This is a genomic window from Paraburkholderia sp. BCC1886 (assembly GCF_900996245.1).
Lineage (GTDB): Bacteria > Pseudomonadota > Gammaproteobacteria > Burkholderiales > Burkholderiaceae > Paraburkholderia.
The window spans coordinates 125,606-151,004 of record NZ_CAAJGK010000107.1; the positions used below are offsets into that span (position 1 = coordinate 125,606).

Sequence of the window (25,399 nt, forward strand, 5' to 3'; positions counted from 1 at the left end):
TCGCGTCGTTTCGCTGTGTTTGAAACGGGCCTGCTTTTCAATCGAAGCAGGCCCGTTTTTCATTCCGGCGTTTGAAAGACTAACGCGACGAACAAGGCTAACGCGCGGCTTCCTTGATCGCCTGCGTCATCCGCTGCAGATACGTCTCGACGGAGAATTCCGAGCGCGCGTCCATGACGGCTTGATCCGCGAGTCGCTGCGCGAGCGCGGGGTCGGCGCGCAACGTGCCGATGGCCTCGGCCAGCGCCGCACTGTCCCCGGGCTTCACGAGCCAGCCGTTGCGCGCGTGCCGCACGATCTCGGTCACGCCGCCTGCCGCCGCCGCAATCACCGGACGAGCCGCCGCCATGCCTTCGACGATTACGCGGCCGAACGGCTCGGGTTCGGTCGACGTGTGCAGGATCACGTCCATCGCCTTCATCCACGCGGGCACATCGTCCTGAAAGCCCGCGAAATGCACGCGATCGGCGACGCCCAGCGCCTGCGCCTGTGCGTGCAGACGCTCGGCATACGCGTCCTCGCCGAACAGCGGCGCACCCACCAGCACCAGATGAACGCCAGGCAGCCGGGCTAATGCTTCGAGCGCGACATGTTGCCCCTTCCACGGCGCGAGCCGGCCAAACAGACCCGCAATCCACGCCTGCTCGGGCAGGCCCAGACGGCGGCGCAGCGCGCCTGTGTCGCTGCCGTCGATACGGTTGAAGGCCGCGGCATCGATACCGTTGTAGATGACCGGCACGGTGTCCGCTGCGATGCCCGTGAGGGCGCTCAGCGAGCGCGCCGACGCCTGCGAGTTCACCACAACCTGATCGACCGCGAGCCGCACCAGCCATTTGACGATGGCGAGTTGAACGCGTCCGAAATGCTCGCGCGTGAGGATGTCGTGCTGATACCAGATGACCGGTTTGCGATGCAACGGCTTGCCAAGCGCGCCGAGCACCAGCGCCTTCTGCGTGTTGAGAAACAGTACGTCGAATGCGCGCGCTCTCTCTGCGATTGCGCGGACCTGGCGCAGGATGCCGGGGATCACGCGCAGACACTTCGACCACGATGCCTGACGCTCGATGCCGGAGACGCTCGCGTCGCTCATCACCTGAACGCGCGCGCCGAGTGCTTCGAGACGCGTGCGGAACGGCCCGTCGGAGAGCAGCATGACTTCGCTGCGTTCGGTGCAATGCCCGGCCAGTTGCAGCAACGCGAATTCCGCCCCGCCGAGCTGTCCGCTCTGATCGACGAACAGCACGCTCGGGACCGTATGCGCGCGGCTCATCGCGGCGGCTTGCGACGGCCCGGTCGGCGAAACCGGAGCGCCGGGCGAATCGAGCAGCGTGGACTGCAAACGTGGCATGGAGTGAGCGAGGGGCGAAGCTTCGATCGTCGGGCGCATAGGAAGGCGAGTAATAGATTTTTTCACCGGCTCGCAGGAGGCGAGTGGCGAGACTTAATTATTCGCGTACTGTCACGCGCCGAATGTGGGCACGCGCACGCACGGCAGACGATCTGACACCTACACTCGCTGCTATGCCCAAGAGGCGCTTATTCGATAGACCGGGGGGATCATGAAAGTGGCGATCGTGCACGACTGGCTCGTCGAACCAGGCGGCGCCGAGAAGGTGCTCGAGCAGATTATCGAGTGCTTTCCCGATGCCGATCTATTCAGCCTCGTGGATTTTCTCGAGGACCGCAGACCGCTGGCCGGCAAGCCCGTGACGACGTCGTTCATTCAACGTTTGCCGTTCGCGCGTCGCCGTTATCGCGCGTATTTGCCGTTGATGCCGCTCGCAATCGAACAGTTCGATCTGTCTGGCTACGATCTGATCATTACGAGTTCTTACGCGGTAGCGAAGGGTGTGCTGGTCGGACCGGACCAGACGCATGTGAGCTACGTGCATTCGCCCATGCGTTACGCGTGGGACCTGCAGCACCAGTATCTGCGTGAAGCGAATCTGACGCGCGGACCGAAGTCGTGGGCCGCGCGCATTCTGCTGCATTACCTGCGTGGCTGGGACTCGCATTCGGCCAATAGCGTCGACCGTCTGATCGCGAACTCGCACTTCGTTTCGCGGCGCGTGATGAAGACGTATCGACGCGATTCGGCGGTGATTCCGCCGCCGGTCGACGTGCACGAATTCGAGCTTTGCACGCGCAAGGACGACTTCTACCTGACCGCATCGCGAATGGTGCCGTACAAGCGTATCGATCTGATTGTCGAGACGTTCAATGCCACGCCGCATCGCAAGCTGGTGGTGATCGGCGACGGTCCCGACATGGCTGCGATTCGCGCGAAGGCCGGGCCGAACGTGACGATCATGGGATATCAGCCGTTCGAGGTACTCAAGGATCACATGCAGCGTGCGAAAGCTTTTGTGTTCGCTGCGGAAGAAGACTTTGGCATCGTGCCGCTCGAAGCCCAGGCTTGCGGTACGCCGGTGATTGCTTTCGGGAAGGGCGGTGCGCTGGAAACAGTGGTGCCGGTTGGCGAGGCGCATCCGACCGGCGTGTACTTTGCGCGGCAGACGGTCGTGTCGATGCTCGATGCCATCGATCGTTTCGAACGCCTGCGCGAACAGATTACGCCGCTTGCGTGCCGTGCGAACGCCGAGCGTTTTTCGGCGGCGGTATTCCGGCGTGCGTTCATGGCCGAAGTGACGCGCACGATTGCAGCGGCTGGGCAGCGTCATCGTATCGCGCCGGTGGAGCGTATCGAACACGAGCCGGCGAGTCAGGATCTGCGCTGGAAAGTGGAGCCGGCGCAAAACAGCAATTGGGGTCGATGACGGTAGTGGTTTGCCGGAACGACCTATGGGGGCGGTGCGATGTTGCGACCGCCCTCGAAGTATGTCCGTTGTACTGCAGTAATCCGTTCCTTCTGGCCTTGCCCCGATGCAAGCAGTTCGATGCGCAAACGGGCATGAACGAGCAGGGCGGTTGATATCGAAGTAAGCGTTGCTGGATTTTTTATAAACAGACATCCGGGCGCGCGCAGTGCGCTATTGAAGCAGTACTCACTGGTGCAGGCTTGCCTCGCGTATGGCTATAAGGACCTGAAGAGGACTTTCGCCGGCATGGAATTCGTACCGCCGCAATACACCGATTTCGATGTGAGCGGCAATCGTGTTTCGGATCGTCGCGGCGATTCACTACAACAGGCCGTCGTATTCGTTCGTCATGTACTGACGTGTTCGATGTACGACCTTTGGACGAGGAAGAATTTAATCTCATGAATGCCGATCGCCTTCCGGGAGGCTTTCCTCCCGACATCGCTCAAACGTGGGCTGCGTTGCAGGCGCAATTGCCTATCCGCCCCATTCGTAACGAACAGGACTACGAGATCATGGTGCGTCTGGCCAACTCGTTGTCCGATCAACTCACCGGTAACGAAGGAGAGCCGCTGAGCGATCTCTTTGCGATCGTTTCGGAACTGGTGAGAACCTGGGAAGTACATAACGTGACGATTCCTAAAGCGGAGCCGCGCGAAGTGCTGCGGCATCTGCTGGAAACGCACGGGCTCAAGCAGAAGGATCTGATCGGGATCGCGTCGCCGACCGTGGTGAGCGACATTCTTGCGGGGCGTCGTGCCATCAGCAAGAAAGTGGCGAAGGCGCTGGCGGTCAGGTTTCAGACGGATGTAAGCGCGTTTTTGTAGTGGCGAAGCGGGGCCGTCGCGGTGGGTTGCCGCGGGGGTCCTGCTTTTGCTGATTCAAAGATCAAGCATCTAGTGACTCCCGACACCAGGTTCCGTCACCTTTCAGCGTCTCAACCTTCTTGCTCTCATAGTCGTAAAGCAACCACTGCTCGTCAGATCGTTCGCCTTCGTTCAGATAGGGCCATGTTGCAAGCTCTCCGCCAAGATCAAATCGAAAGACCGTTTTTACATTTTGCGGTACGACTTCCACCGAGAGCAGAATTTGTCCGTCGAGATGTTGCAGCGCGTCATTGATGGCTCCGTCTGACGCCTCGTTGTCGGCAAGCCATACGCCGTTCGAGCAGATGGTCCAGTTGCACATATGGATCCAAAGGTGCCATCGTCCGGATACGATTACTCTACGGCGATTTGCCAACTCGCGGACATCAGGCGACGCCGATCGAGACAGATGGGGTTCGCTAATCTGAAGGTGTGGATATCCGTACTCCATGGTGATGAATGATCCGACGCCCTTGCGCACTTGCCAGACGTGCAGGCCGCAGATATCCGAAAAAGCATTAGTTATCTTGTCGCGCAACATGGCTTCGCCTAATTATCGGTCGGACAGAACATATCCCAACGAAGATATCCAAACCCGAACCCAATTCCTATGCGACGCATCATCACGTAACGTAAAAACCTCCTCGCAAAACCAGCCCGAAAAGCAAAAAGAGCGCACCATCGGTGCGCTCTTTTTTGCCAACCAGAAACAACCCGACCCTACCGCTTGATCCCCGTATCCAGCGGATCCGCCGCCGAATAGTTATACGCATAAGCGTAGTCATACGTGCCGTTCTTATTGTGACTCTTCAACGGCACCGCATTCATCACGCCACCCACCACGCGAGCCCGCGCGCGCCGCAACTTCTTCAGCGCATCGGCAACGTGCCCTTCGGTGTGCGCACCCGCACGCATCACCAGCACCGTCGATCCCGCCAGATGCGCGATTACCGCGGCATCGGCCACCGCGAGCAAAGGCGGCGTATCGACGATCACCAGATCGAACTCCTGTTCGAGTCGCGCGAGGATTTCACCGAAGCGCGACGACGTGAGCAGTTCCGACGGATTCGGCGGATGCGCGCCCGACGAAATGAAGTGCAAGCCTTCGACTCCGGTCGAACGCGCCGCCGTTTCCAGATCGACCTGGCCGGTCAACAGTTCGGTCAAACCACCTTGCGGCGAGCGGCCGAGATATTGCGCGAGCCGGCCGCGTCGCAAATCGGCGTCGATCAGCAACACCTTCTTGCCGGATTCCGCGAGTAGCGCCGCGAGGTTCGCGCACAGGAAGCTTTTGCCATCGGACGGTGCCGGGCTCGTAATCGCGACGATGCGATTGGGCGCGTCGATCAAACCGAACTGCAACGTGGCGCGCAGTCCGCGCAGACCTTCGACTGTCGTATCGTACGGATGCGTTTTCACCAGCAGCGGGCGGGTCGCAGCCTTGCCCGAATGAATCACGGTTTGCGTCCCCACGGCTTCAGAAGCAGCACCCGGTCGCAGCCGTTGCATGACACCGGCAAGCGTGCCCGTCGCGCCTTGCACTTCGCTAGGCGTCGAGCGCGGCGCGGGCAGGGCGGCCGTGCGCATCGCACTCAACTGACGGTCACTGCGCGCCTGTTCCGGGCTATACGAAATCGAGCCGAAAATCGGCAACTGGAAACGTCGTTCGACGAACTCGGGATCGGCCACGCCGGTGAAGAACGTGCGGCGGCAGAACGCAAACAGAATGCCGCCGATCACGCCGAGCACCGTACCCGCCGAAATCACCAGCGCCGACTTCGGACGCACCGGTTCGGACGGCAACAACGCGTCGTCGAGAATGTGCACGTTGCCGACCGTGCCGGCGCGTGAAATCGACAACTCCTGGGTCTTGTTCAGAATCGCGACGTAAATATCTTCCGCGACTTTGGCGTCGCGTTGCAGCGCGACCGCATTACGTTCCGACGTCGGCAGCGCATTGAAATGGCTGTCGAACTTCGTCTTCTCGTCGGCGAGCACGGCGAGTTGCGCATCGATCTGCTGGATCTCCTGGCTTGCCGGGGTGAAGCGCTGCAGCAGTTGCGCACGTTGGACACGCAGCGTGGCGATCTGCTTTTCGTAATCGATACCGCCGGAGAGATACGCACCGGCTTCCTGCGTCGGCTGGAACGAACCCACCTTCGACTGATAGTTCGACAACGCAGTCTCGGTACGCTTCACTTCCGCGCGCAGATGCGGCAGTTCGCTATCGAGGAAGGTCAGCATGCGGTTCGCTTCTTCCTGAGCGCGTTCGGTGCGTTGCGCGAGGTACGAGGCCGCCACGGCATTCACGATCGCGGTGATGGCATGCGGGTCCGTACCCGTGTACGACAACTGCACCATACCCGTATCGTGACCTTTCTCTCCCACTTGCAGGCCGTTCGCGAGCGCGGATACGGCATCGAGCTGGTTGAAGCGGGTCACGTAGAACTCGGTGCCTGGACGCGCGACCAGCGTTTTGACCAGCAACGTCACGCCGTTTCCGCTAGCGGTCTGACCGGCCACGCCGCTCAGCAAGCGCTGGCCGAATGCATCGCTAAGCTCGTAGCGATGATCGTCGAGCGCGTGCAAAGTCAGACGCGCGCCTTCGAGCGCCTTGGGCACCGAGATCGAATCGACCGCGAACTCTTCGCCGCCCCACGCATACGAACGCATGCCGAACGCGGCGCCTAGCGGATGACCCGGATGCGCGAACAGCGTCGAGATCTTGCCGAGCACCGGCATCGTCTTCGCCGAAGTGCTGAAGTTCAGCTTGAACTGCTCGACCACGGGCTCGACCACCGCACGGCTGCGGATCACTTCGATTTCCGCATCGGTGCGCAGCGGCGCCGTGGCCGGCAGCACCGAAGGCGCATTCTGATTCTGCGTGCCGCCGGTGTTGCTGCTCTGCGTGTCGATCTGCAGCAGCGCGTCGGCGGAATAGATCGGCGTGGCGAGCTTGGTGTAGATCACCGCCGCGAGAATCACGCTTGCGGCAATGCCGATCACCCAGCCGATCTGATCGGTGACCATCCGCAGCAGGTCGCGCATCACGGCGTCTTCTTCGCTACTGGGTGCCGGTCCATGTTCCAGCATGTCGTAGGTGCTCATAGCGTTACTCCGTTGCGTTCATGCGCATCGACACGTCGACCCGCGGCAATCGTTCTGATAGTCATGTTGTGGTCCTCATGAGAAGCGGATTGCGCCGATTGCTCAGCGCATCGCTTCCTGCCATGCCCCGCGCATTGCGCGTAAACCGACTCGCCATTTGCGAAAAGCGAGTGCCGCGCCGCCGCGTTCGAATGCCAACGACAATGCGCGCAGGAACCCCGGGTCCGCACGATCGCCGATCAGCGTCGAGTAAGCGACGAACGCCCATCGGCCTGGCGGCGTCAGGTATTCGCACATGATGAGTCGGAGATTGAAAGACGCGTTATAGAAAGCCGCGTCGTTGAAAGTAAAGCGCTGGTCTTCATCGCTGCGTTGCGCCGGAAAATGTTCCACCAGCAGCGACGGGTCGTAAATCAGCGTCCAGCCGCGCCGTTGCACGTCCAGACTGAAGGCCATTTCGCAGTGAACCTGTGCGCCGGTGCCGCGCAGGCGCGCGTCGAAGCGCAGCGTGCCGATTGCCGCGCGGCGCCATGCCATGTTCACGCCCTTGAGCACCTGCACCTCGCGCGCCGAACCGTGGCCGATGTGATGGTTGCCGATGGTCCGGCCATACCAGCGCACGAGGCCGACGCGCAGTTTCTGTCCCTGCAGGATGCCGTTGCGTTCGTGCACGATGTCGCGTCCGCCGATGCCGCCGAGCGACGCATCGCTCTCGAATGCGCGAGCAATGCGCGCGATCCAGTCGGTATGCGGCGCGGCGTCGTCATCGGTAAAGCAGAGTACGTCGCCCGTCGCGCTGTCGATGCCGCGGTTGTACGCGGCCACCACGCCGGGCCGCTCGACCAGCACCAGACGGCGACGCGAATCGGCACTGTGCATATCGTGCGTGCGCAGCCAGTCGAGCGTCGCGTGGTCGTCGTGTCGCGCAATCACGATGATCTCGTCGGCACGGCGTTCCTGTGCGGCGAGCGCAGCGAGGCAGCGCGCCAGATCGGCGGTGCGCCGGTAAGTCGGCACGATGACGGAGACTTTCAAGGACGGGTTCCGGATGGGCATGATCAGAATGCGTTGCGGCCGACGAAGCCCTTGAACACCGTGATGAACACGATCTTCATGTCGAACCAGAACGACCAGTTATGGATGTAGAAGAGATCGAACTTCACACGCGCTTCCATCTTCTCGACTTTGGTCGTGGCGCCACGGTAGCCGTTCACCTGAGCCCAGCCGGTAATGCCGGGCTTGATCCGGTAGCGGTGCATGTAGCCGTACACGCGATCCTTGTAGAGATCGTCGTGTTCGATCGCATGAGGACGCGGACCGACCACGGACATCTGACCGAGCAGCACGTTCAGGAACTGCGGCAGTTCGTCGAGACTGGTGCGGCGCATGAAGCCGCCGAGTTTCGTGATGCGTGAATCGTTGCGTGTCGCCTGCGTGATCTGTCCGTGCGCTTCGCGATGCACGCTCATCGAACGGAACTTGTAGATGCCGAACGGCTGACCGTCCACGCCTTTGCGCGTCTGGCGGAAAAACACCGGACCGGGCGAGCCCAGCTTGATGCCGATAGCCAGCGCGATGAACACGGGCGCGAGCGCAATGAGCGCGGCCGCCGCGAACAGCCGGTCGAAGATCAGCTTCGGCCACATTTGCGGCGACGACAGCGGCGACGCGCTCAGGTTGAGGGTCGGCAAACCGACCACGTCGACCAGTGCGTGATTAAAAAGCGAGAGGCTGCGTACATCGGGAATGAAGCGCAAATTCACAAAGTCGTTTCTGAACATGTGCGTGAAGCGATAGATCGTGCGCTCTTCGGATAACGGCAATGCCAGCCAGATTTCATTGATTTTCTCTGCACGCACCCTGGCGGCGAACGCGTTCAGGTCGGTCAGAACCGGCAGGCGGTTCGGACGCTTGTGATCCTGACCAGCTTCGTCGAAGCCGCTAGCGTCGAAGGCGTAACTGGTGTCGAACAGGCAAACTGTTCGGAAGCCGGCTTGCGGCGCATGCTCGAGGTGAGCCAGCAGCGTGCGCGCGAATCCCGGTGCGCCGACGATCGCCACCGTGCGGAAGTTGAGTCCGCGGCGACGCACGACGCGCAGTGCGAGATGCACCGTACACTTCGTCGCGACGATCAGCGCGCCGGCAATCAGCGTCGAATAGCCGAGCCACAAACGCGACACCGCATCCATGCGATGCAACGTGAACGCCAGCAGGAGCGCGGTGGCGACCACCACGAGCCATGCACCGACCACGCGCGCCAGTTGCGCTACCAGTGGCTTGCCGCGCCATGCTTCGTACACGCCGAAGGCCGGAAACAGCAGCAGTACCAGTACGCAATTGAAAGCGATCAGGAGCCGTTCGATATCCGATAAAGCGACCGGCGTCGCGAAGCGCATCCGGTGAGCGAGCAGACCGCCCGCGATCACACAGAGCGCGTCGACGCAGCGCGCAGTATTCCTGAACATGGTTGATTCTACCTAGTAGCCAGATGAAGCCTGGCTTATTCGACGGTTTCGGCTTGACGCAGACGCGGCAGCAGGCGGTCGAATTCGCGTTTCACGAGGCCGTAGCATTCGCAGGCACGTGCTTCGAGACCCTTGCGGTCGAGGATTTTGATGTGGCCGCGGCTATGGTGAATCAGGCCTTCGTCGTGCAACTTGCCGGCTGCTTCCGTAATCCCTTCGCGGCGCACGCCGAGCATGTCGGCGATCAGTTGCTGGGTGACCGTGAGGTCGTTCGATGCCACGCGATCCACTTCGATCAGCAGCCAGCGGCACAGTTGCTTGTTCAACGCGTGATGACGATTGCACGCGGCGGTCTGTGCGACCTGCGTGAGCAGAGCGTGCATGTACAGCAGCATCAGGCGGCGCAGGAAGTCCGAGCGGCCGAACTGCTGCTTGAGTGCCTGGGCGCTCATCCGGTAAGCGAAGCCGGCGCATTGCACCTGCACGCGGTTCGGCATGGTTTCGCCACCGGTCAGAACCGGTACGCCGGTCATGCCTTCACGGCCGACCGCGGCAATTTCGACCGAGCTGCCATCTTCCATCGTCGAGAGCATCGAGATGATGGCGGTAGTGGGGAAGTAGACGTGATGAATGCGTTGACCGGAGTCGCACAGCAGTTGCTCGTTGCGTAGATGGACCAGTTCCAGATGGGGAGCTAGCGCTTGCCATTCGTGGGACGGCAGTGCGCCGAGCAAATGGTTTCCGTGCAGATCGGATTGGAGTGTCAACATGATCGGTCCTCGCATGGGGCCACGCGCTGCGCGGCTCCTGTTTTTTGATCCGATGCCTGCATCCTTGATTTAACAAATGCTGCCTGGCTAGCAGCGTGGATGAACAGGATCGGCCCCGTATTGGCCTTTTGCACTGCCGCGATTTCTTCTCTAACCCGTAGCGGCGATGCGATGTTGCAATCTCCTATTAGCGAGGAGCGTGCCAATGGCAGGGAAAACCAGCACTGGTGCGGCGCAGCGCACATAGCCTTAGCGCCGTGCGAAGCCAATTGATGCTTTTTGTTTCATTTATGTACAACGCATGAGAGTGAACCCGCCCGCGGCCCGGGTATTTTTGTTCGAGGCAAGTCGTTGATCGGATTGGGATGACAACTGCCTGGCAGCGCTTTCGGGCACCCGTCTCAAGTTTGCATCACGCATATTCGGCGCGTGGCGACAGGGCGTCCGCGATGTGCCGGAATTGATTCAGAACTGTTCTATGGGTTGGGTGCGGTGCCGCACGGAGTGCCGTTTTATCGTAGGAACCCAGCCTTCGAAGCCCTCGACGAATCGTCGGACCAATGCGATGGATTCGCTCAACGCGAGGTTTTACGCGGCTTGCGAAGGGATAGCCAGATCGTGGCGGACAGTCAGCCATAAAACGTGGCCGATATCGCATTGACTGCGCGTACTTCACCGCACGGCGCCAGCTTTGTTGCATTGGCGTTAATCGCAGAGTTGGATGCGGACACAACTATCCTGGAAAATGGGATACGCGGGATCAACGCGATGATTCGTTTCTGATCGGGCGGCAGATGAAACCAGTCGCGTGCCGCGCGAAAGTGCGGGTCATTGATATGAACGAAGCGTGCGAAGCGCTTCGCTTCGACGACGAGCTGCCATTGGTCGCCCGTGCGCTCGACGCTCACGATGAGACCGAGGTCGTGCCGCTCGACCGCACGACGCTCGGGCAGGTGAAACGCTTCTGAAACGATGTTGCCCGTCGTCGCATCGCGAAGTGTTGCAATCGTGACATCGTGCGCGCGCGGACCGAAGCGATAGGCGTGCGTGAAGTCGAAGAATCGTCCGAGCAATGCCGCGGCGCTGAGGCGTTGCGCGCTGCGTGGCGGCAACTCGATCGGCTCGCTGGCGGACACGACCTTGACACAACCGTCGCGCAGGCAAACCAGATCTAGTTGCGCGTGCAACGTTTGCGCGCGTTCGTTCAGCAGATGCAGATCGAGCCCGTTGAGGCCTTCGTCGGTGATGCCGAGGTGGATGGGTTGCAACGTTTGCGCGAGCCCGTGGTAGGCGCTTTTAGGCCGTCCTGTTGCGTCTATCAAGCCCCAGCCAGCGCCCGCGCGTAGATCCTGCCATTGCCAGACCAGCCCGCCGGCGCAACTCGAGCCGTTGCGGCGCCATTCGGCGAACACCTCGGTCATCAACTCGGCGACCACGGCGCGCGAGAGGTCGAGGTAACGTTCCGGGTCTTCATAGCGCAGCCGTGCCGGCTGCACGCCGTAAAGCGTCTGAAGATAGTGATCGCGCACGTCGTCGAAATCCCACCCCGCGCCGGGGTCGCGCGGCACCGCCGCTTTCCAGCGCGGGTCGTGCGGATGAATCGTGCCGAGCGCTTCGTGCAGTGTCACGTCGTCGGGCACGTTGGCGAAGGCCAGGCATTCGGCGGCAAATCGCACCTGCGAACGGCGCACGTCGTCGAGCGGTCGTTGATATGCGCCGACACCGTAGTAATGGCTGATGCCTTCATCGGTGGAAAACGGCCACGTGCCGCCCGAAGGCGAATTGCCGACATACGGTACATCTGACCTTTCTTCTGCAACGACTGTGGGCAGCAATTCGGTAAAGATGGATTGCGCGCGCATCTCGGCGGGCAAGCCGAACATGGCTGCCTGCTGATCGACCTCGCTGCCGCCGCACAACACCGCGAGCGACGCGAAGCGACGCGTGCGAATCAGAAACTGCCGCGCTTCCGTTTCGACCGACGCGCGAAACGCAGCGTCGTTGGGATAGTCGAAATTGGCCAGCGCAAAATCCTGCCAGACGAGAATGCCGTATTCGTCGGCAAGGGCGTAGAACAGGTCGGACTCGTACACCATCGTGCCGCCCACCCGCAGCATGTTCATGCCGGCCTCGCGGGCCAGCGCGAACGCGTTGCGCAACTGCGCCTCGCTGCCGGCCAGCGTGACGAGGTCCGCGCTGGTCCAGCAGGCGCCGCGACAGAACACCGGCGTGCCGTTCACGTGCAGCGCGAAGCCTTTGCCGTCCGCGCCGCGATCCACGTCGAGTTGACGAAAGCCGACATTGCCCAGCGAATGGCGCACGGCTGCGCCATCGTGTTCGTCGACGGCGAGCGTCAATGGATAGAGCACGGGCTCGCCATGGGTATGCGGCCACCAGCGTTGCGCGTCCGGCACGCGGACGGTGCCGCTCACTGTGTACGGGTCGTCCCACTGCAACGCCGCGACGACCGGGCCGCATTGCAACGAAGCCTCACACGCGGCGGTGTCGTGCGGTTTCAGAAAACGGAGCGTGAGCGAAACGGTTCCGGCGTCGCCATCGAGCCGAGTCCTCAGGTCGATCGTATCGAATCCGTGCGGGGCGTCGCTCAGCATCTCGACAGGACGCCACGGGCCGACGGCATGGACCGACGGACACCAGCCCGGCATGTGCCCGAGCAGCGTCGTGCGCACGTTGCGCAGCGTGGGCGGCGACACGAGGCGCGGACGCCAGCGGGCGCGAGATCTTTTGGCGGCCAGTGCCGGCGTCAGCGAACGGAAGCAGAGTACGAGCGCGGTACTGCCGTTCAGTGTCACGTCGAGATCGTGCGACACGAACATCGAGTCGGAGTCGAGACGTTTGGTACCGTCCACCCACACCTCGCAAATCGTGGCGAGTCCGTGCAGGCGCAACCGCCGATGGCCACTGCCGCCCAGCGCCAGTCGATACCAGTGGTCGTCGAGCGCGAGCGGTGCAGGGTTGGCGATATCGAACGAGCCGGCATCGCGGCGAGCGCTCGCGACGGTGCCAGGCACCATCGCGGCAAGCCAGCCTTCGGCAGGCAGACCGGCAGGCGATTCGTACGCGGCGGGCGGCGTGCTCAGGCATTGCCAGCCTGTATCGAGACGCTGCGGCCACGGACTGGCTGCAGCGAGGTCGAGCACATCGTTCGTATTATCAGTCGTTTTATCCGCCACCAAATCCAGCGTCGTTGCTTGCACGGCGAGTTCCAGATGAGTCCTTCAAAGCCGCCACATCGTCTCGAAGCACGGCTTCACAGCACGAGCGCGGCGAGCGGCGGCAAGGTTTTTTCGTAAGCGCGTTCGAGCATGTCGAAACAGTCTTCGCACAGATCGCGGCGCCCGCGCGCGATCGCGCGCACGAGCCGGAACTGCATCACCATCGACTCCGACGCGATGCTCTGTGCCGACGCGGTAATCAGCGAGGGAATCTCGAAGCCCTGCACGCTGAGCCAGTTCAGATATTTCGCCAGCGACTCGAAATTCGCGCCTAGTTGCCGCATCAGGTTGAACGCGTACAGATGGAAATACGGTTCGCCCCGTTCGAGCAGCGTCTCCAGATGCTCGGGAAACGCGGCCCGCCATGCGGAGATCGGGTTTGTCAACGGCCGCCGGCTCAGATGCGCGCACAACAGTTCCGCCGAGGTTTCGGCAAGCGCGGTGCCTTCGAGCGCGGGGCGCGTCTGCTTGACGAATTCCGCGTAGGGGAACAGCAGGTCGGCCTGCTGGGCGAGATGCGGCAGCTTGCGAAACACGCCGTCGTAATCGTCGCCGTCCAGCACGTAATAGCCGGTGTTATGAAAATAGCCCAGCCGCCGCGAGTCGGGATCGATGAAATCGATTCCGACCGTGGTCTTCGAATGCTCGCGCCGGTACGACGTCGCGCGCGTATCCGGCAGGTAATGCGCATCCACTTCCACCAGCACCGTATTGCCGCGGCGGGTCTGGGTCAGCACGCGCGCTTCGAGCGAATCGTAAATGGCAAGCTCCTGCGCTTGCGTGCCGTAAAGCTGTTCGAGGTCTTCGAGCGGAAACTTGAAAAACGTGAACTGGTCTCCCTCGAAGTCCTGCGTAACGGTAAAGCCGAACGCCGCGCGCGGATCGAGCCCGTAAGCATGCAGCACTTCGATCCACACATCGATGTAGCAGTTGGTCTCCTGCCACACGCGCTCGCCGCGATGCAAAACATGCGGCACGTGCTCGCGCTGGCGCGCTTCCGGTGTCACCACCGGAGCGCTATGCGGCGTCGCCAGATGCAGACGTCGCGGCGTGGGCAAGGCGGAAAGCGTGCCGGGCGGTCGCGGCGTCGGCGATGGGTTCATGCATCGGCTCCGGCGTCGGCGGCCGCAGCGAGCGTCGACGTGTGCGTTGCCATACCCTGCGCAACGATTCCGGCGGTGTCTCCCCACAGCAGCGCGCGCACGTCGTCCGGCCACGCGTTCACGTCGAACCCGTGATGGCGGAACAGCGCCAGCGTAATGCGCTCCATGCCGAAGCCGACACAACCGGTATGCGCGACCGCGCCGTCGTCGCATTCGATCTTCCAGATCGCGCCGAAGTGGTCCATGTGATAGTTGAACGACAGGCACGCGGTTTTGCTGTCGGGGTTCGCCACCGGAATCAGCAGTTCGAACTTGAGCGCCTGCGCACGCTGACTGTCTGCAATGATCTTGCCGCCGCGACCGAAGAACGGATCGTTGGCGAGGTCCACTTCGACCGGCAGTTGCAGCAGCGTGACCAGCAGCGAGCCGCGTTCGATCCACATCTGACGGAACGCCATCACCTGTTCTGCGTTGCCGAGGCGCACGTATTCGCGCTGGCGGAACATCTGCATCCGGCCCGGATCGAGCGACGGTTCGTGACGGAAGCAGTACGACATCACGTCGATGGTGCGGCCGTCTTCGGGCAACGGACCGCGCCGCGCCATCACCGGATAGATCGGATAGCACGCGGCCGGCGTCAGTACCACGCGGGTCGGCTTCTGCTGCTCCATCCATTCGTCGCTGCGGTCGTCGTCGCTGTCGGTCATCGCGTCGTCGAGCGCGCGCAGCAGACGGCGGTGGCCGCCGTCGTTGCCGCAGAACGAGTGGATCGTGCCGGCGAGCGTCGGGAAGCTCTTCAGATATTCGCTGTCCTCGAAGTCGGTACGGCGCATGGCCGGCGGAAAGCGCAGCACTTCGGGCGCCTGGTCCGCGCCGAGGTGCGTGATCGCCACGTTGACGCGCTCCAGCACGTCTTCGAATACCTGACTGCGGCCGTACAGACCGTCCTCACCGGTGTCGATCAGCAGACCCGCGGCGAGCAGTTCGTCACGGAAGGTCGGTGCCGCCGCGGCCACGGGTGCCGTGGCGCTGGTGGAAGTGTCGGTCGTGTCGGTCCCCGCCGTCGCGAGCGCGGCGATATCGGTCATCGTGTTCATCTCAAACTCTCCCCGGTGCGGCTGGTCGTTGCGCGAGCAACAGGCTCGCCGTGTTATTTGCGATGCGGTCGTTGTTGATCATCAGCGGCGCGGAGTACAGGTCGCGCAAATGGCGCCCGACGCTGTACGGCGTGCCGTTGCGATAGCCGGCCATGCCGCAGATCATCAGCACTTCCTGCACGACCTGCAGCGCAGTGGTGGACATACTGGTCTTCAGCGTGTTCATGTCGGCCGCGAAGCCGAGTTGCGCGGCTAGCGGCGCGTCCGCTTGCGCGGCGCCCCGGCGTGACAGGCTCGCGGCTTGTGCCGCGGCGAGCGCGCCGGACACGCGCGCCTGCATCATCTGCAGCAGACCGACCGCTTCCGACAGGCGCACGCCGCCTGGCGGCAGCGAACCCGGTTTGGCGCGTGCCTGAGCGCGAAAGAAGGCCTTCGCGCGATTGACCGCGTCGCCGGCCACGCCGGTCCACACGGAGGCCCACAACGTGTGCGAGACCGGCAGCATGGTCTGATCGGCGATCTCGGCAAACGGCGCGGGCAGGATCTGTTCGGCCGACCCGCTTGCGACGAGGCGGAAGCCTTCGCTGCAGGTGCCGCGCATGCCCATCGAGTCCCAGCCGCCGCGTTTTTCGAGTTGCGTGTCTTCGCGCAAGGCGACGATCAGTACCTGATCGGCCGCAGGCGATTCAGCGGTGCGACGCGCCGTGACCAGAATGCCGTCGGCATGGGCGCCATACGAAATCGTCGGCGCGAGCTTTTCGATTTTGAAGCGCTCACCGTCGAGTTCGACCGCACACGCACTGGTGCGCATGCTGCCGCCGATGGTCTCTTCCGAAGTCGCCGACGCGAGCAGCCACTGATGCTCGACCAGTTGCGACATGAAACGCCGGTGCCATGCGGCGGTGCTGCCATGTGCCTCGATGCAGGCCACCTGAATCTGGTGCATCGCGAACACCATCGCGGTGGACGCACAACCCTGCGCGAGTATTTCGCAGAGCGCGCCGATGTCGGCCAGCGACAGTCCCGCGCCGCCGAGCGCGAGCGGCACCATCACCGAAAGCAGGCGCTCGCGTTTGAGCGCCTCGAAGGCTTCGCGTGGAAAGCGGGCTTCGCGATCCACCGCATCGGCGAATTCGGCGGCCACGGCCGCGCAACGCTGCGCGGCCGCGCGCCAGCCGGATTCGGTTCCGACTGCCGTCAGCACGACGGCAGGATCGTCCGGCGGCAAGGCCGGATCGGCCTGCGGCGCCGCGAGGGCGACCGCATCCAGCAGCGGGGCGTTCATGCGGCCGCCTTCGCCTGTTGCAACTCGGTGACGGCGGCCGCCATCGCGTCGATGCTGGAGAACAGGCGCCGCGTCAGCAGACGATCGGGAATCTCGATGTCGAATTCATCTTCGATGGCCAGCATCAGATGCACGGTCGCGAGCGAGGACAGGCCGGCCGCGTAGAGGTCCGCGTCGTCGGCCAGCGTGTCCGGCGAGACGTCCAGACGGGCCGATTCGGAAAGGATGCGTCGCAATGCAGTTTTCATGGTGTGGTGCCCCCAAATGGTCAACGGTCACTTCGGTAGTCCTGGCATCGGGCACGTCTGCGTGGTGGATTGTTTGTGATTCATCGCAGCGCCCGACGACAACCCGGCACATTCACGGGAACGACGCAGCGCGGGGCGGTTGCGTCTTTCCGGGTTCGAGCAGGCCGTTTCTGCTGGCTCGCTGCGAGGCTTTGTGCCGATGACCCGTATTTAAGAATCGTCAACGCCTGGCGTCAGTGCGATGGCGCACGGAAACACGCGTTTCGCGGACGTACCGTGTAGCCAATGCAACGGGTCTGGCGTCGAGCCAGGCCGTCATCGTTGAAACTCCTGGACCGGTAGGGAACGTGATGAACTGGAAAACGCTGGAATTCGAGCAGCTTTCGGCGCGCGAGCTGTATCTCATCTTGCGGGCGCGCAGCGCGGTGTTCGTGGTCGAACAGTCGCATGTCTGTCTCGATGCCGACGGTCACGACGAACACGCATTGCACGTGTTCGCAGCCGACGACATGACGCGGCCTATGCCGATTCTCGCTTATGCGCGTGTGCAACCGGGCGATGCCGAAGACCCGGAGATCACCATCGACAAGGTGCTGACGAGCCCGTTGCGACGCGGCGACGGCACCGCCGAACTGCTGCTCGAACGGGTGCTGGAAGCGATTGCCGAGCGCTGGCCCGGTCACGCGGTGCGGGTTGCCGCGCCGCTCGGCTTGCGCGACTTCTATACGCAGTTCGGCTTTCGCAAGAGCGAAGGGCCTTACCTCGAGCATGGTGTGCCGTACATCGGACTGACGCGCCAGGTGCGCAGCAGTTCGACGCGCTTCGCTGCGTTGCGCCGGCAGCGCGACGGGGCGGAACTCGTCAACACGTTCGAATTGCTGTGATGGCGCGCGTACTCGTTACCCCTTCGTCGGCGCGCTCCGCCATGACCACTGCCGGCGCGTCGCGCCGGACCCAGGTCGACGCGGTGCCGGCTGCCGTGCGTGCGAGGCTTGCTGCGCTGGCGCGCGGCGGCGATGCTTCCAATGCGTCCAGCAGCGCGAAAAAAGGTCTGCGCCATCCACTGCGCGCACCGTTGCTGCTGTTCGCCGTGACCCTGGGACTCGTGCTGCTGCATCAGGGCAGGCTGGTCGAAATGTTCTTCCCGCTCGGCGCCTTAGGCGTCGCTGCGTTCCTTTACTGGCGCTCGCCGGCGCATTACGTCGGCTTCGTCTGCTGGCTGTTCTTCCTGACTCCGGAAGTGCGCCGGCTGGCCGATTTCGTCGACGGGTCGTTCAATCAGCAGAGTCCGATCATGGTCGCGCCGTTGCTCGCCGTCGCGCTGACGGGCCTGACCTTGCTCAAGCACCTGCCGATGCTGGGTCAACGCCGCGCCGCGCCGCTGGTGCTGATCGTGATCGCGCTGCTGTATGCGTACATCGTCGGCATGGCCCAGGTCGGCCCGGCTGCCGCGACCTATACGCTGATCAACTGGCTTTACCCCGTGCTGCTCGCGTTCTACATGACGGTGACGTGGCGTCACTATCCCGACTATCACCGCGTGCTGCTGAAAACCTTTGTGTTCGGCGGCCTGCTGATGAGCGCGTACGGCCTGCTCGAATTCGTTTCGCCGATGCCGTGGGACGCGTTCTGGCTGGTGGCCTCGAAGATGGAATCCGAAGGCCAGCCCGTGCCGTTCGGCATGCGCGTGAGCAGCACGATGAATTCGTGCGGCCCGTTCGCGGTCACGCTGATGACGATCCTGATCATGTCGCTCGCCGCGCGCGGCCGCACGCGCATCGTGCTGGGCTGCGTCGGGGTTCCCGTGTTGCTGCTGACGAGTGCACGCAGCACGTGGGGCGGTTTCGCGATTGCACTGGTGTATCTGTTCGCGATGCTGCCCGGCAAGAGCCGTGTGCGTTTGTTGGCCGGCGTGCTCGGGCTCGCCGTGATGGCCGCGCCGCTGCTGATGATCGACCAGATTGCCGACCCGGTCCTGCAGCGTTTCAGCACCGTGCAAAACCTCGGTCAGGACAACAGCTTCCAGGCGCGCACGGAGTTCTACAAGAGTTTCATGTCGTCGGCCTTGACCGACATTGCCGGGCAGGGGCTCGGCACGACCGGCCTCGGCTCGCGCCTGTCGGACGACAAGTCCGCCCCCGCAATGGCCGATTTCGATAGCGGCCTGATGGAAGTGCCGTTCGTGATGGGCTGGCCCGGCACGCTGCTCTACACCACCGGCGTCGTGATGCTGCTGTGGCGCGCGTATCGCGCGAGCCGCCAGCGCGCGGCCGACCCGCTGGCGACCACCGGCGTCGCCGTCGCCGTCGCGATCTTCGCCATGATGGTGTTCATCAACACGCTCACGTCGGTGTCGGGGATGTTCTTTTTTCTCGGTGTGACCTTGCCGGTGATTTCGCTGCGCTATGCACAGGAGAAGCACGGGCGGCAGGGGCTGTAAGCGGGGTTGTCACGCTGCAATAAAAAAATTCGTAGAACAAGGACCAAGGACCAAGCATGCGGATTCTCATCGTCACCCACGTCGTGCGTAGAAACGACGGGCAAGGGCGCGTCAACTACGAGATCGTGCAGGCCGCGCTGGCGGCAGGACATACCGTCACGCTGCTCGCCGCCGAAGCGGCCCCGGAGTTGGTGCAGCACCCGCGGGTGCGTTTCGTCCAGGTCGCGACCAGCCGGTTGCCGACCCGACTTCTGCAGTATCAGCTGTTCGCATGGCGCTGCGGCGCATGGATGCGTGCGCACCGGTCGGAGTTCGACGTGGTGCACGTGAACGGCTTCATCGCGTGGGCGCGCGCCGACGTCAACGCGGCGCACTTCGTGCACGACGGGTGGTATCGCTGCGGCTTCTATCCGTTCCGTCTGCTCGGCAGCTTCTATCACGCGTATCAGGTGCTGTACACGCTGCTGAACATCCATTGCGAAAAATGGGCGTTCCGTCATGCCGAGGTCATCGTCCCGGTTTCGCAGAAGGTGGCGGGCGAAGTGCGCGCGCTGGGCGGCAGCATCGCCGACGCGCGCATGCAGGTCATTCACAACGGCGTGGACGTCGACGAGTTCACGCCGGGTGCGCCCGAGCGCGCCCGCTTCAATTTGCCGGACGCGCCGTTCATGTTGCTGTTCGCCGGCGACCTGCGGATGTCGCGCAAGAACCTCGACACGGTGTTGCATGCGCTCGCGCATACCGCGCCGAACGTGCATCTCGCGGTCGCGGGGATTTTGCACAACAGTCCCTATCCCGCGCTGGTGGCCTCGCTCGGTTTGACCGGCCGGGTCCATTTCACCGACATGGTGATGGACATGCCCGCGCTGATGCGCTCGGTCGATGCGTTCGTGTTTCCGTCGCGTTACGAGCCGATGGGTCTCGTGTTGCTCGAAGCGCTGTCGGCCGGTTTGCCGGTCATCACGGTGCGCACCGCCGGTGGCGCCGAAGTCATCACCGCGGATAGCGGCATCGTGCTCGACGATCCGAACGATGCGCGGGCGCTCGCCGTCGCAATCGAACGCCTCGCCAACGAACCCGACTACGCACGCCAGCTCGGCGCCCATGCCCGTGAAGTTGCGCGCAGCCTGAGCTGGGAGGCGATGGCCGAACGCTATCTGTCGGTCTATGAACAGATCCATGCGCGCCGCGCGCCCGAGGCGCTGCCGGCCCGCTGCTCAACCGCATCGGTGGAACTATGAATTTCGCGTCAATCGACTCACCCGGCGACTCACCCGGCGACTCGCCAATCGACTCGCTGCAAATCGGCATGCACTGGTTCAACGAACGGCCGGGCGGTCTCGACCGCATGTTCAAGTCCCTGATCGATACGCTGCCCGCGCAGGGTGTCAACGTGCGCGGGATGGTGGCGGGCAGCCCGAACGTGTTCGATGCGTCGGGCGGCCGCGTGCTGGCTTTCGCCGGTGCGCAGGAGCAACTCGGCACCCGCTTGTGGGGTTCGCGCACCCAGTCGCGCGTGCTCAGCGCGGCGAAGATGCCGGACGTCGTCGCGTCGCATTTCGCGCTCTACGCGGCGCCGACGGCGGGCGTGTTCCGGCGCGTGCCCAAGGTCGTGCATTTTCATGGACCGTGGGCGGCGGAATCGCATCCGGGCGGCGGTGGCGGCTGGTCGCGCGCGATGCGCATCGCCCTCGAACGCTTCGTGTATCGCGGCGCGACACGGCATATCGTGCTGTCGCAGGCGTTCAGTCAGGTGCTGCAGCAAACCTATGGCGTGAGCGAAGAAACCATTCGCATCGTCCCCGGTTGCGTCGATGTCGCGCAGCTGAATTCGCGCGCGACGCAGCGCCAGGCGCGTCAGCGGCTCGGCTTGCCGCACGACCGGCCGCAGGTGTTCTGCATGCGGCGTCTGGTGTCGCGCATGGGTCTCGAAGATCTGATCGACGCGATGGCGGTCGTCAAGCTGGCGGTGCCCGACGTGCTGCTGACGATTGCCGGCAAAGGTCCACTCGAAGCGGAATTGCGCGGGCGTATCGTGGCGCGCGGCCTCGAGGACAACATTCGCCTCGCCGGCTTCGTGCCCGATGCGAAAGTGCCGTTGTGGTATCGCTCGGCCGATCTCTCGGTGGTGCCGACCGTGGCACTGGAAGGCTTCGGCCTGACCACCATCGAATCGCTCGCGGCCGGTACGCCGGTGCTGGTGACGCCGGTCGGCGGCCTGCCGGAAGCGGTCGCGCCGTTGTCCGCCGATCTGGTGCTGGAGTCGGGCGGCTACAAGGCGATCGGCGAAGGCATCGTCGATGTGCTGCTGGGCCGTCGCACGCTGCCGGACGCACAGGCGTGCCGCGCCTATGCGCGCCGCCATTTCGACCGCCCGGTGATCGCGGCGCAGGTCGCGCACGTCTATCGCGAAGCGATCGGCGCGTTCTGATGCGCCGGTAATCATGCGACGTCCCGCACGAAAATCCATCGACCGTCTGGTGCTGGTCGCCGCGCTCGCGTTGCCGCTGGTGGTGCTGCTGGCCGCAGGCGGTTCGGGCTCGGGTGACGGCCGGCTGAATCCGGCCAGCGCCGCCGAAGTCGCGCCGGGCAATGCAAGCAACGCGAGCAACGCAAGCAACGCAGATGCCGACGGGTCCGGCGCGCCGCTGCAATATCGAACCTCGTGGGTCGGCAACACATGGGGTTTCGGCGATCACCGCTGGATGCAGATCGACGTGCAGGCCATTGCGGTCGCCGCCGACGGCGAGGTTTTCACCAACGCGCCGTGGGACGAAGCGGGCGGTGAACTGGGCCAGTACCGCGACGGCGATCTCGTGCGGCACGGCGGCGAATCGCATGGCTGGGGAATGATGGGCGGCGACGCAATCGCCGTGAACGACGAATACGTGTACGTCGCGCAAACCATGGTCAGCCTCGGCAACGAAGAGGCCAAACACCGGCCGTCGCCGCACGAAGGCGAAGAGTGGACCGGCGTGGCGCGTCGTAGTCGCGCCGACATCCGCGACGGCGTGCCGTTTGCAGGCCAGCTCAAATTTCCCGAAGGCAGCCGGCTCGCTTACCGGCTGATCGCGTCGTATCCGGCCAAAGCCGATTACGCGATCCGCGGGCTCGCGGCGGATAACCGGCAACTGTTCGTCTCCAACCCGCTCGATAACCGCGTCGAGATATTCGACGCGCAGACGATGCAGCCGGCGGGCAGCTTCGCCGTGACTGAACCCGGACGTCTCGCACTCGCGCCCGACGGCTCGTTATGGCTGATCGAAAAGAGCCGGACGGCGGGGCAGCAACGCGTGGTGCATCGTGCTCGCGACGGTTCGCCACTAGGCGACCTGACGCTACCGGCCGGCGTGGTGCCCGTGGACATCTCACTCGACGCACGCGGACGGTTGCTGATTGCCGATAACGGTCCGCGGCAGCAGGTTCTGATTTTCACTGCCAGCCAGGACGCCAGCGCCGGCATGCAACTCACGGCGAGCTTCGGCGAGCAGGGCGGTATCTATTCCGGTCGCGCCGGTGCCGTGGGACCGAGGCGCTTCAACGGCCTGACCGGCGTTGGCGTCGATCGTGCGGGCAACCTGTACGTCTCGATGAACGGCGCGGGACCGCGAACCTTCGGCGCAGGCCCGAGCACTTTCGACGGCGCGCTGCTCGAAAGCTATACGCCCGACGGCGCGCAACGGTTCAGCCTGCAGGGCCTGTTGTTCGTCGACGGCGCGCAGGTCATGGACGGTTCGCCGCCCTCCGTTTACAGCGGCAGCAAACGCTTCACGCTCGATCTGTCGAAGCCCGTCGGCCACGAATGGTCGTATGCCGGTTACACGGCCGACCGTTTCCGCTATCCCTACGATCCGTATTTCCATCTCTATCTGGGCGGCCAGCGCGGCATGCCGATGGTGCGCGAAGTGGGCGGCCACCGGCTGCTCTTCACGACCGACATGTACTCGTCGTTCCTGCGCATCTACCGCTTCGCCGACGATCGCGAAACCGCGATTCCGGCAGGCCTGTTCGCGCAGTCGCATATCGACGGCGCATGGCCGCCGCATCAGCCGGCGCATGGCGAATGGATCTGGCGCGACGTGACGGGCAACGGCGATTTCTCACCCGCCGCGTTCGATCAGCACGCCGCCAGTACCGATGCGCCGTCGCTGCGCGGCTGGTGTGTCGATAGTCAGGGCGGCGTATGGCAAGGCACCGAATCGCAGGGCATCCGCTATTTCCCGTTGCAGGGTTTCGACCGGGTCGGCAATCCGATTTACCGTTATTCGGCGATGCGGCAGTTCCCGATGCCCGCGCCTTTCAACCGCATCGCGCGGCTCAACTACTCGTCCGACAAGGACACGCTGTTCATCTCCGGTTCGACGCCGGCGCATCCGTTCGTGCAGGACAACTGGAACGGCGCCGGTTCGCAACTGGCGCGTTACGACCACTGGCGCAGCGGCAAGCCGGTGCTGCGCTACGTGATCGATCTGCCCGATCGCGGCAAACCCGACTGGCTGTCGATGAACGGCATCGCGGTGGCGGGCGCCTATGTGTTCGCCGTCGAAACGCGCAGCGCGATCGTGCACGTGTACGACCGCGAGGACGGTCATGAGATCGGCCGGCTTGCACCCGGCAAGGAAGTCGGCTCGGCGAGCGGCTGGACCGACGTGCCCGCGCCGATGACCGCATATCGCCTCGCCTCGGGCGAATACCTCGTGCTGGTCGAGGAAGACGCGCGCGGCAAGGTGCTGATGTATCGCTTCATGCCGCCGGCCCAGACGGCCAGCGCGTCTTCGTCTTCTTCGTCTTCGTCCTCTTTGTCTTCCACTCACGGCAACCACGTTGCAGCGAACCCATGAAAATCATCCATCTCGCCAATCATGCGCAGACAGTCGGCAACGGTATCGTCAACGTGATGGTCGATCTGGCGTGCCTGCAGGCGCGCGCCGGCCACGACGTGACGGTCGCCTCGGGCGGCGGCGGCTTCGAAACGCTGCTCGCGCGTCACGGCGTGCGGCACGTGCTGCTCGCGCAGTCGCCACGGCCCGCGCGTTTGCCGGCGATGATCGCCGGCTTCAACCGGCTCGTGAAGGACGTGGATCCCGACATCGTCCACGCGCACATGATGACCGGCGCGCTGGTCGCGCGCTTCGGCGTGTTGCGGCGGCGCTTCGCACTCGTCACGACGGTCCATAACGAGTTTCAGAAGAGCGCGTCGCTGATGCGGGTGGGCGATCGTGTGGTCACCGTCAGCGAGGCTGTCGCGGTGGCCATGGCGAATCGCGGTATCCCGCCGGCGCGTTTGAGCGTGGTGCGCAACGGCACGGTCGGCACGCCCCGGCTTGCGGATCGGCCGGAGACGTTGAAGGCGCCGCTCGCGCATCCCAGTATCGTGACGGTGGCGGGCATGTACGAACGCAAAGGCATTCGCGATCTGCTGCAGGCGTTTGCGCTGCTGCGCGAACGGATGCCGCAGGCGGCTCTCTATCTGGTTGGCGAGGGTCCCGATCGCGAAGCCATGCAGGCCTATGCCGTCGAACTCGGTCTCGAACAGCACGCGCATTTCGTCGGCTTTTCGGCGGATCCGCGTGCCTATCTCGCGCAGGCCGATATCTTCGTGCTGGCGTCGCATAACGAACCGGCGGGACTGGTGCTGTGCGAAGCGCGCGAAGCGGGTTGCGCGATCGTCGCGACGCGGGTGGGCGGAATTCCGGAGATGCTCGATGGAGGCGAAGCGGGTGTTCTGGTGCCGCCACACGCACCGGCAGCGATGGCCGAAGCCTTCGGCAAACTGCTGGGCGATCGCGAGGCTCACGCGGCGCTTGTCGCACGCGCCACGCAGAATCTCGAGAAATTCACCGTGCAGAGTGTGAGCGACGCGTATCTATCGGTTTATGAACGCACGCTCGCCAACTGCCAGCCGCGGCGCTTTGCGGATATGGTCACGCGGTTGGGGTAAGCGGGAAGGAAGGGTTGGTTG

19 protein-coding genes are annotated in these 25,399 nt (G+C 63.6%); 8 read left to right on the plus strand and 11 right to left on the minus strand.

The genetic code is table 11. The annotated features are described in order from the left end of the window. Positions 1-97: 97 nt before the first annotated feature. The gene (locus tag FQ746_RS30935; protein ID WP_260854227.1) at positions 98-1,348 is read right to left on the minus strand and encodes a glycosyltransferase family 4 protein; all 1,251 of its coding nucleotides are present in this window, start codon (positions 1,346-1,348) and stop codon (positions 98-100) included. Positions 1,349-1,559: 211 nt separating this feature from the next. Here FQ746_RS30935 and FQ746_RS30940 point away from each other — a divergent pair, with 211 nt between their 5' ends. Together FQ746_RS30940 and FQ746_RS30950 are read left to right on the plus strand one after the other, a co-directional pair. Then, positions 1,560-2,777, plus strand: a complete 1,218-nt coding sequence (locus tag FQ746_RS30940) for a glycosyltransferase family 4 protein (RefSeq protein ID WP_144113621.1) — start codon at positions 1,560-1,562, stop codon at positions 2,775-2,777. Positions 2,778-3,220: 443 nt separating this feature from the next. Next, positions 3,221-3,646, plus strand: coding sequence for a type II toxin-antitoxin system HigA family antitoxin (locus FQ746_RS30950; RefSeq protein ID WP_144113797.1), 426 nt, complete (start codon positions 3,221-3,223; stop codon positions 3,644-3,646). Between the two features lie 61 nt (positions 3,647-3,707). Here the strand turns inward: FQ746_RS30950 and FQ746_RS30955 are convergent, their stop codons facing one another. The 10 genes from FQ746_RS30955 to FQ746_RS31000 all read right to left on the minus strand — a co-directional run bounded on the left by FQ746_RS30955 (position 3,708) and on the right by FQ746_RS31000 (position 16,997). Next, entirely contained in the window at positions 3,708-4,226 is a 519-nt protein-coding gene (locus tag FQ746_RS30955) for a hypothetical protein (protein ID WP_144113622.1), read from the minus strand. Positions 4,227-4,405: 179 nt separating this feature from the next. Further along, positions 4,406-6,793 (minus strand): polysaccharide biosynthesis tyrosine autokinase, encoded by a 2,388-nt coding sequence (locus tag FQ746_RS30960; protein ID WP_144113623.1) that lies wholly within the window; start codon positions 6,791-6,793, stop codon positions 4,406-4,408. A gap of 102 nt (positions 6,794-6,895) precedes the next feature. After that, positions 6,896-7,849: a glycosyltransferase family 2 protein gene (locus FQ746_RS30965; RefSeq protein ID WP_144113624.1), complete on the minus strand. Its 954-nt coding sequence runs from the start codon at positions 7,847-7,849 to the stop codon at positions 6,896-6,898. Positions 7,850-7,851: 2 nt separating this feature from the next. Continuing rightward, positions 7,852-9,258 carry an undecaprenyl-phosphate glucose phosphotransferase gene (locus FQ746_RS30970; protein ID WP_144113625.1) on the minus strand — a complete coding sequence of 469 codons (1,407 nt, stop codon included), beginning with the start codon at positions 9,256-9,258 and terminating at the stop codon, positions 7,852-7,854. Positions 9,259-9,293: 35 nt separating this feature from the next. Continuing rightward, the gene (locus tag FQ746_RS30975; RefSeq protein WP_144113626.1) at positions 9,294-10,028 is read right to left on the minus strand and encodes a Crp/Fnr family transcriptional regulator; all 735 of its coding nucleotides are present in this window, start codon (positions 10,026-10,028) and stop codon (positions 9,294-9,296) included. A gap of 629 nt (positions 10,029-10,657) precedes the next feature. Beyond that, positions 10,658-13,222, minus strand: a complete 2,565-nt coding sequence (locus FQ746_RS30980; protein WP_260854236.1) for a glycosyl hydrolase 2 galactose-binding domain-containing protein — start codon at positions 13,220-13,222, stop codon at positions 10,658-10,660. Between the two features lie 77 nt (positions 13,223-13,299). Continuing rightward, positions 13,300-14,367 (minus strand): DUF1839 family protein, encoded by a 1,068-nt coding sequence (locus FQ746_RS30985; RefSeq protein ID WP_144113628.1) that lies wholly within the window; start codon positions 14,365-14,367, stop codon positions 13,300-13,302. Next, positions 14,364-15,464, minus strand: coding sequence for an amino acid--[acyl-carrier-protein] ligase (locus FQ746_RS30990; protein ID WP_144113629.1), 1,101 nt, complete (start codon positions 15,462-15,464; stop codon positions 14,364-14,366). Before FQ746_RS30990 ends, FQ746_RS30985 begins: the two co-directional genes overlap by 4 nt. 1 nt (position 15,465) lies before the next feature. Further along, positions 15,466-16,749 carry an acyl-CoA dehydrogenase family protein gene (locus FQ746_RS30995; protein ID WP_144113630.1) on the minus strand — a complete coding sequence of 428 codons (1,284 nt, stop codon included), beginning with the start codon at positions 16,747-16,749 and terminating at the stop codon, positions 15,466-15,468. After that, the gene (locus FQ746_RS31000; protein ID WP_144113631.1) at positions 16,746-16,997 is read right to left on the minus strand and encodes an acyl carrier protein; all 252 of its coding nucleotides are present in this window, start codon (positions 16,995-16,997) and stop codon (positions 16,746-16,748) included. The genes FQ746_RS30995 and FQ746_RS31000 overlap by 4 nt, the downstream gene beginning before the upstream one ends. A gap of 350 nt (positions 16,998-17,347) precedes the next feature. Between FQ746_RS31000 and FQ746_RS31005 the strand changes: the two genes are divergently transcribed. From FQ746_RS31005 to FQ746_RS31030, 6 genes are read left to right on the plus strand one after another with little or no spacing between them, the layout of a single operon-like run. Beyond that, positions 17,348-17,881 (plus strand): GNAT family N-acetyltransferase, encoded by a 534-nt coding sequence (locus FQ746_RS31005; RefSeq protein ID WP_144113632.1) that lies wholly within the window; start codon positions 17,348-17,350, stop codon positions 17,879-17,881. A 41-nt stretch (positions 17,882-17,922) separates the two neighbouring features. Then, a complete protein-coding gene (locus FQ746_RS31010) occupies positions 17,923-19,437 on the plus strand; it encodes an O-antigen ligase family protein (RefSeq protein WP_409932450.1) in 1,515 nt (504 codons plus the stop codon). Between the two features lie 56 nt (positions 19,438-19,493). Beyond that, positions 19,494-20,678 (plus strand): glycosyltransferase family 4 protein, encoded by a 1,185-nt coding sequence (locus FQ746_RS31015; protein WP_144113634.1) that lies wholly within the window; start codon positions 19,494-19,496, stop codon positions 20,676-20,678. Beyond that, positions 20,675-21,868 carry a glycosyltransferase family 4 protein gene (locus FQ746_RS31020; RefSeq protein WP_144113635.1) on the plus strand — a complete coding sequence of 398 codons (1,194 nt, stop codon included), beginning with the start codon at positions 20,675-20,677 and terminating at the stop codon, positions 21,866-21,868. The genes FQ746_RS31015 and FQ746_RS31020 overlap by 4 nt, the downstream gene beginning before the upstream one ends. A gap of 13 nt (positions 21,869-21,881) precedes the next feature. Next, positions 21,882-24,278 (plus strand): hypothetical protein, encoded by a 2,397-nt coding sequence (locus FQ746_RS31025; protein ID WP_144113636.1) that lies wholly within the window; start codon positions 21,882-21,884, stop codon positions 24,276-24,278. Further along, positions 24,275-25,378: a glycosyltransferase family 4 protein gene (locus FQ746_RS31030; RefSeq protein ID WP_144113637.1), complete on the plus strand. Its 1,104-nt coding sequence runs from the start codon at positions 24,275-24,277 to the stop codon at positions 25,376-25,378. The genes FQ746_RS31025 and FQ746_RS31030 overlap by 4 nt, the downstream gene beginning before the upstream one ends. Positions 25,379-25,399: the final 21 nt, after the last annotated feature.

Coding starts and splice junctions, on each gene's coding strand:
- FQ746_RS31010 (WP_409932450.1), top strand. CDS start 17,923: ATGACCACTGCCGGCGCGTCGCGCCGGACCCAGGTCGACGCGGTGCCG.
- FQ746_RS30985 (WP_144113628.1), bottom strand. CDS start 14,367: ATGAACCCATCGCCGACGCCGCGACCGCCCGGCACGCTTTCCGCCTTG.
- FQ746_RS30955 (WP_144113622.1), bottom strand. CDS start 4,226: ATGTTGCGCGACAAGATAACTAATGCTTTTTCGGATATCTGCGGCCTG.
- FQ746_RS30940 (WP_144113621.1), top strand. CDS start 1,560: ATGAAAGTGGCGATCGTGCACGACTGGCTCGTCGAACCAGGCGGCGCC.
- FQ746_RS30995 (WP_144113630.1), bottom strand. CDS start 16,749: ATGAACGCCCCGCTGCTGGATGCGGTCGCCCTCGCGGCGCCGCAGGCC.
- FQ746_RS30975 (WP_144113626.1), bottom strand. CDS start 10,028: ATGTTGACACTCCAATCCGATCTGCACGGAAACCATTTGCTCGGCGCA.
- FQ746_RS31030 (WP_144113637.1), top strand. CDS start 24,275: ATGAAAATCATCCATCTCGCCAATCATGCGCAGACAGTCGGCAACGGT.
- FQ746_RS31000 (WP_144113631.1), bottom strand. CDS start 16,997: ATGAAAACTGCATTGCGACGCATCCTTTCCGAATCGGCCCGTCTGGAC.
- FQ746_RS31025 (WP_144113636.1), top strand. CDS start 21,882: ATGCGACGTCCCGCACGAAAATCCATCGACCGTCTGGTGCTGGTCGCC.
- FQ746_RS30970 (WP_144113625.1), bottom strand. CDS start 9,258: ATGTTCAGGAATACTGCGCGCTGCGTCGACGCGCTCTGTGTGATCGCG.
- FQ746_RS30990 (WP_144113629.1), bottom strand. CDS start 15,464: ATGAACACGATGACCGATATCGCCGCGCTCGCGACGGCGGGGACCGAC.
- FQ746_RS31005 (WP_144113632.1), top strand. CDS start 17,348: ATGAACTGGAAAACGCTGGAATTCGAGCAGCTTTCGGCGCGCGAGCTG.
- FQ746_RS31015 (WP_144113634.1), top strand. CDS start 19,494: ATGCGGATTCTCATCGTCACCCACGTCGTGCGTAGAAACGACGGGCAA.
- FQ746_RS30960 (WP_144113623.1), bottom strand. CDS start 6,793: ATGAGCACCTACGACATGCTGGAACATGGACCGGCACCCAGTAGCGAA.
- FQ746_RS31020 (WP_144113635.1), top strand. CDS start 20,675: ATGAATTTCGCGTCAATCGACTCACCCGGCGACTCACCCGGCGACTCG.
- FQ746_RS30965 (WP_144113624.1), bottom strand. CDS start 7,849: ATGCCCATCCGGAACCCGTCCTTGAAAGTCTCCGTCATCGTGCCGACT.
- FQ746_RS30935 (WP_260854227.1), bottom strand. CDS start 1,348: ATGCCACGTTTGCAGTCCACGCTGCTCGATTCGCCCGGCGCTCCGGTT.
- FQ746_RS30950 (WP_144113797.1), top strand. CDS start 3,221: ATGAATGCCGATCGCCTTCCGGGAGGCTTTCCTCCCGACATCGCTCAA.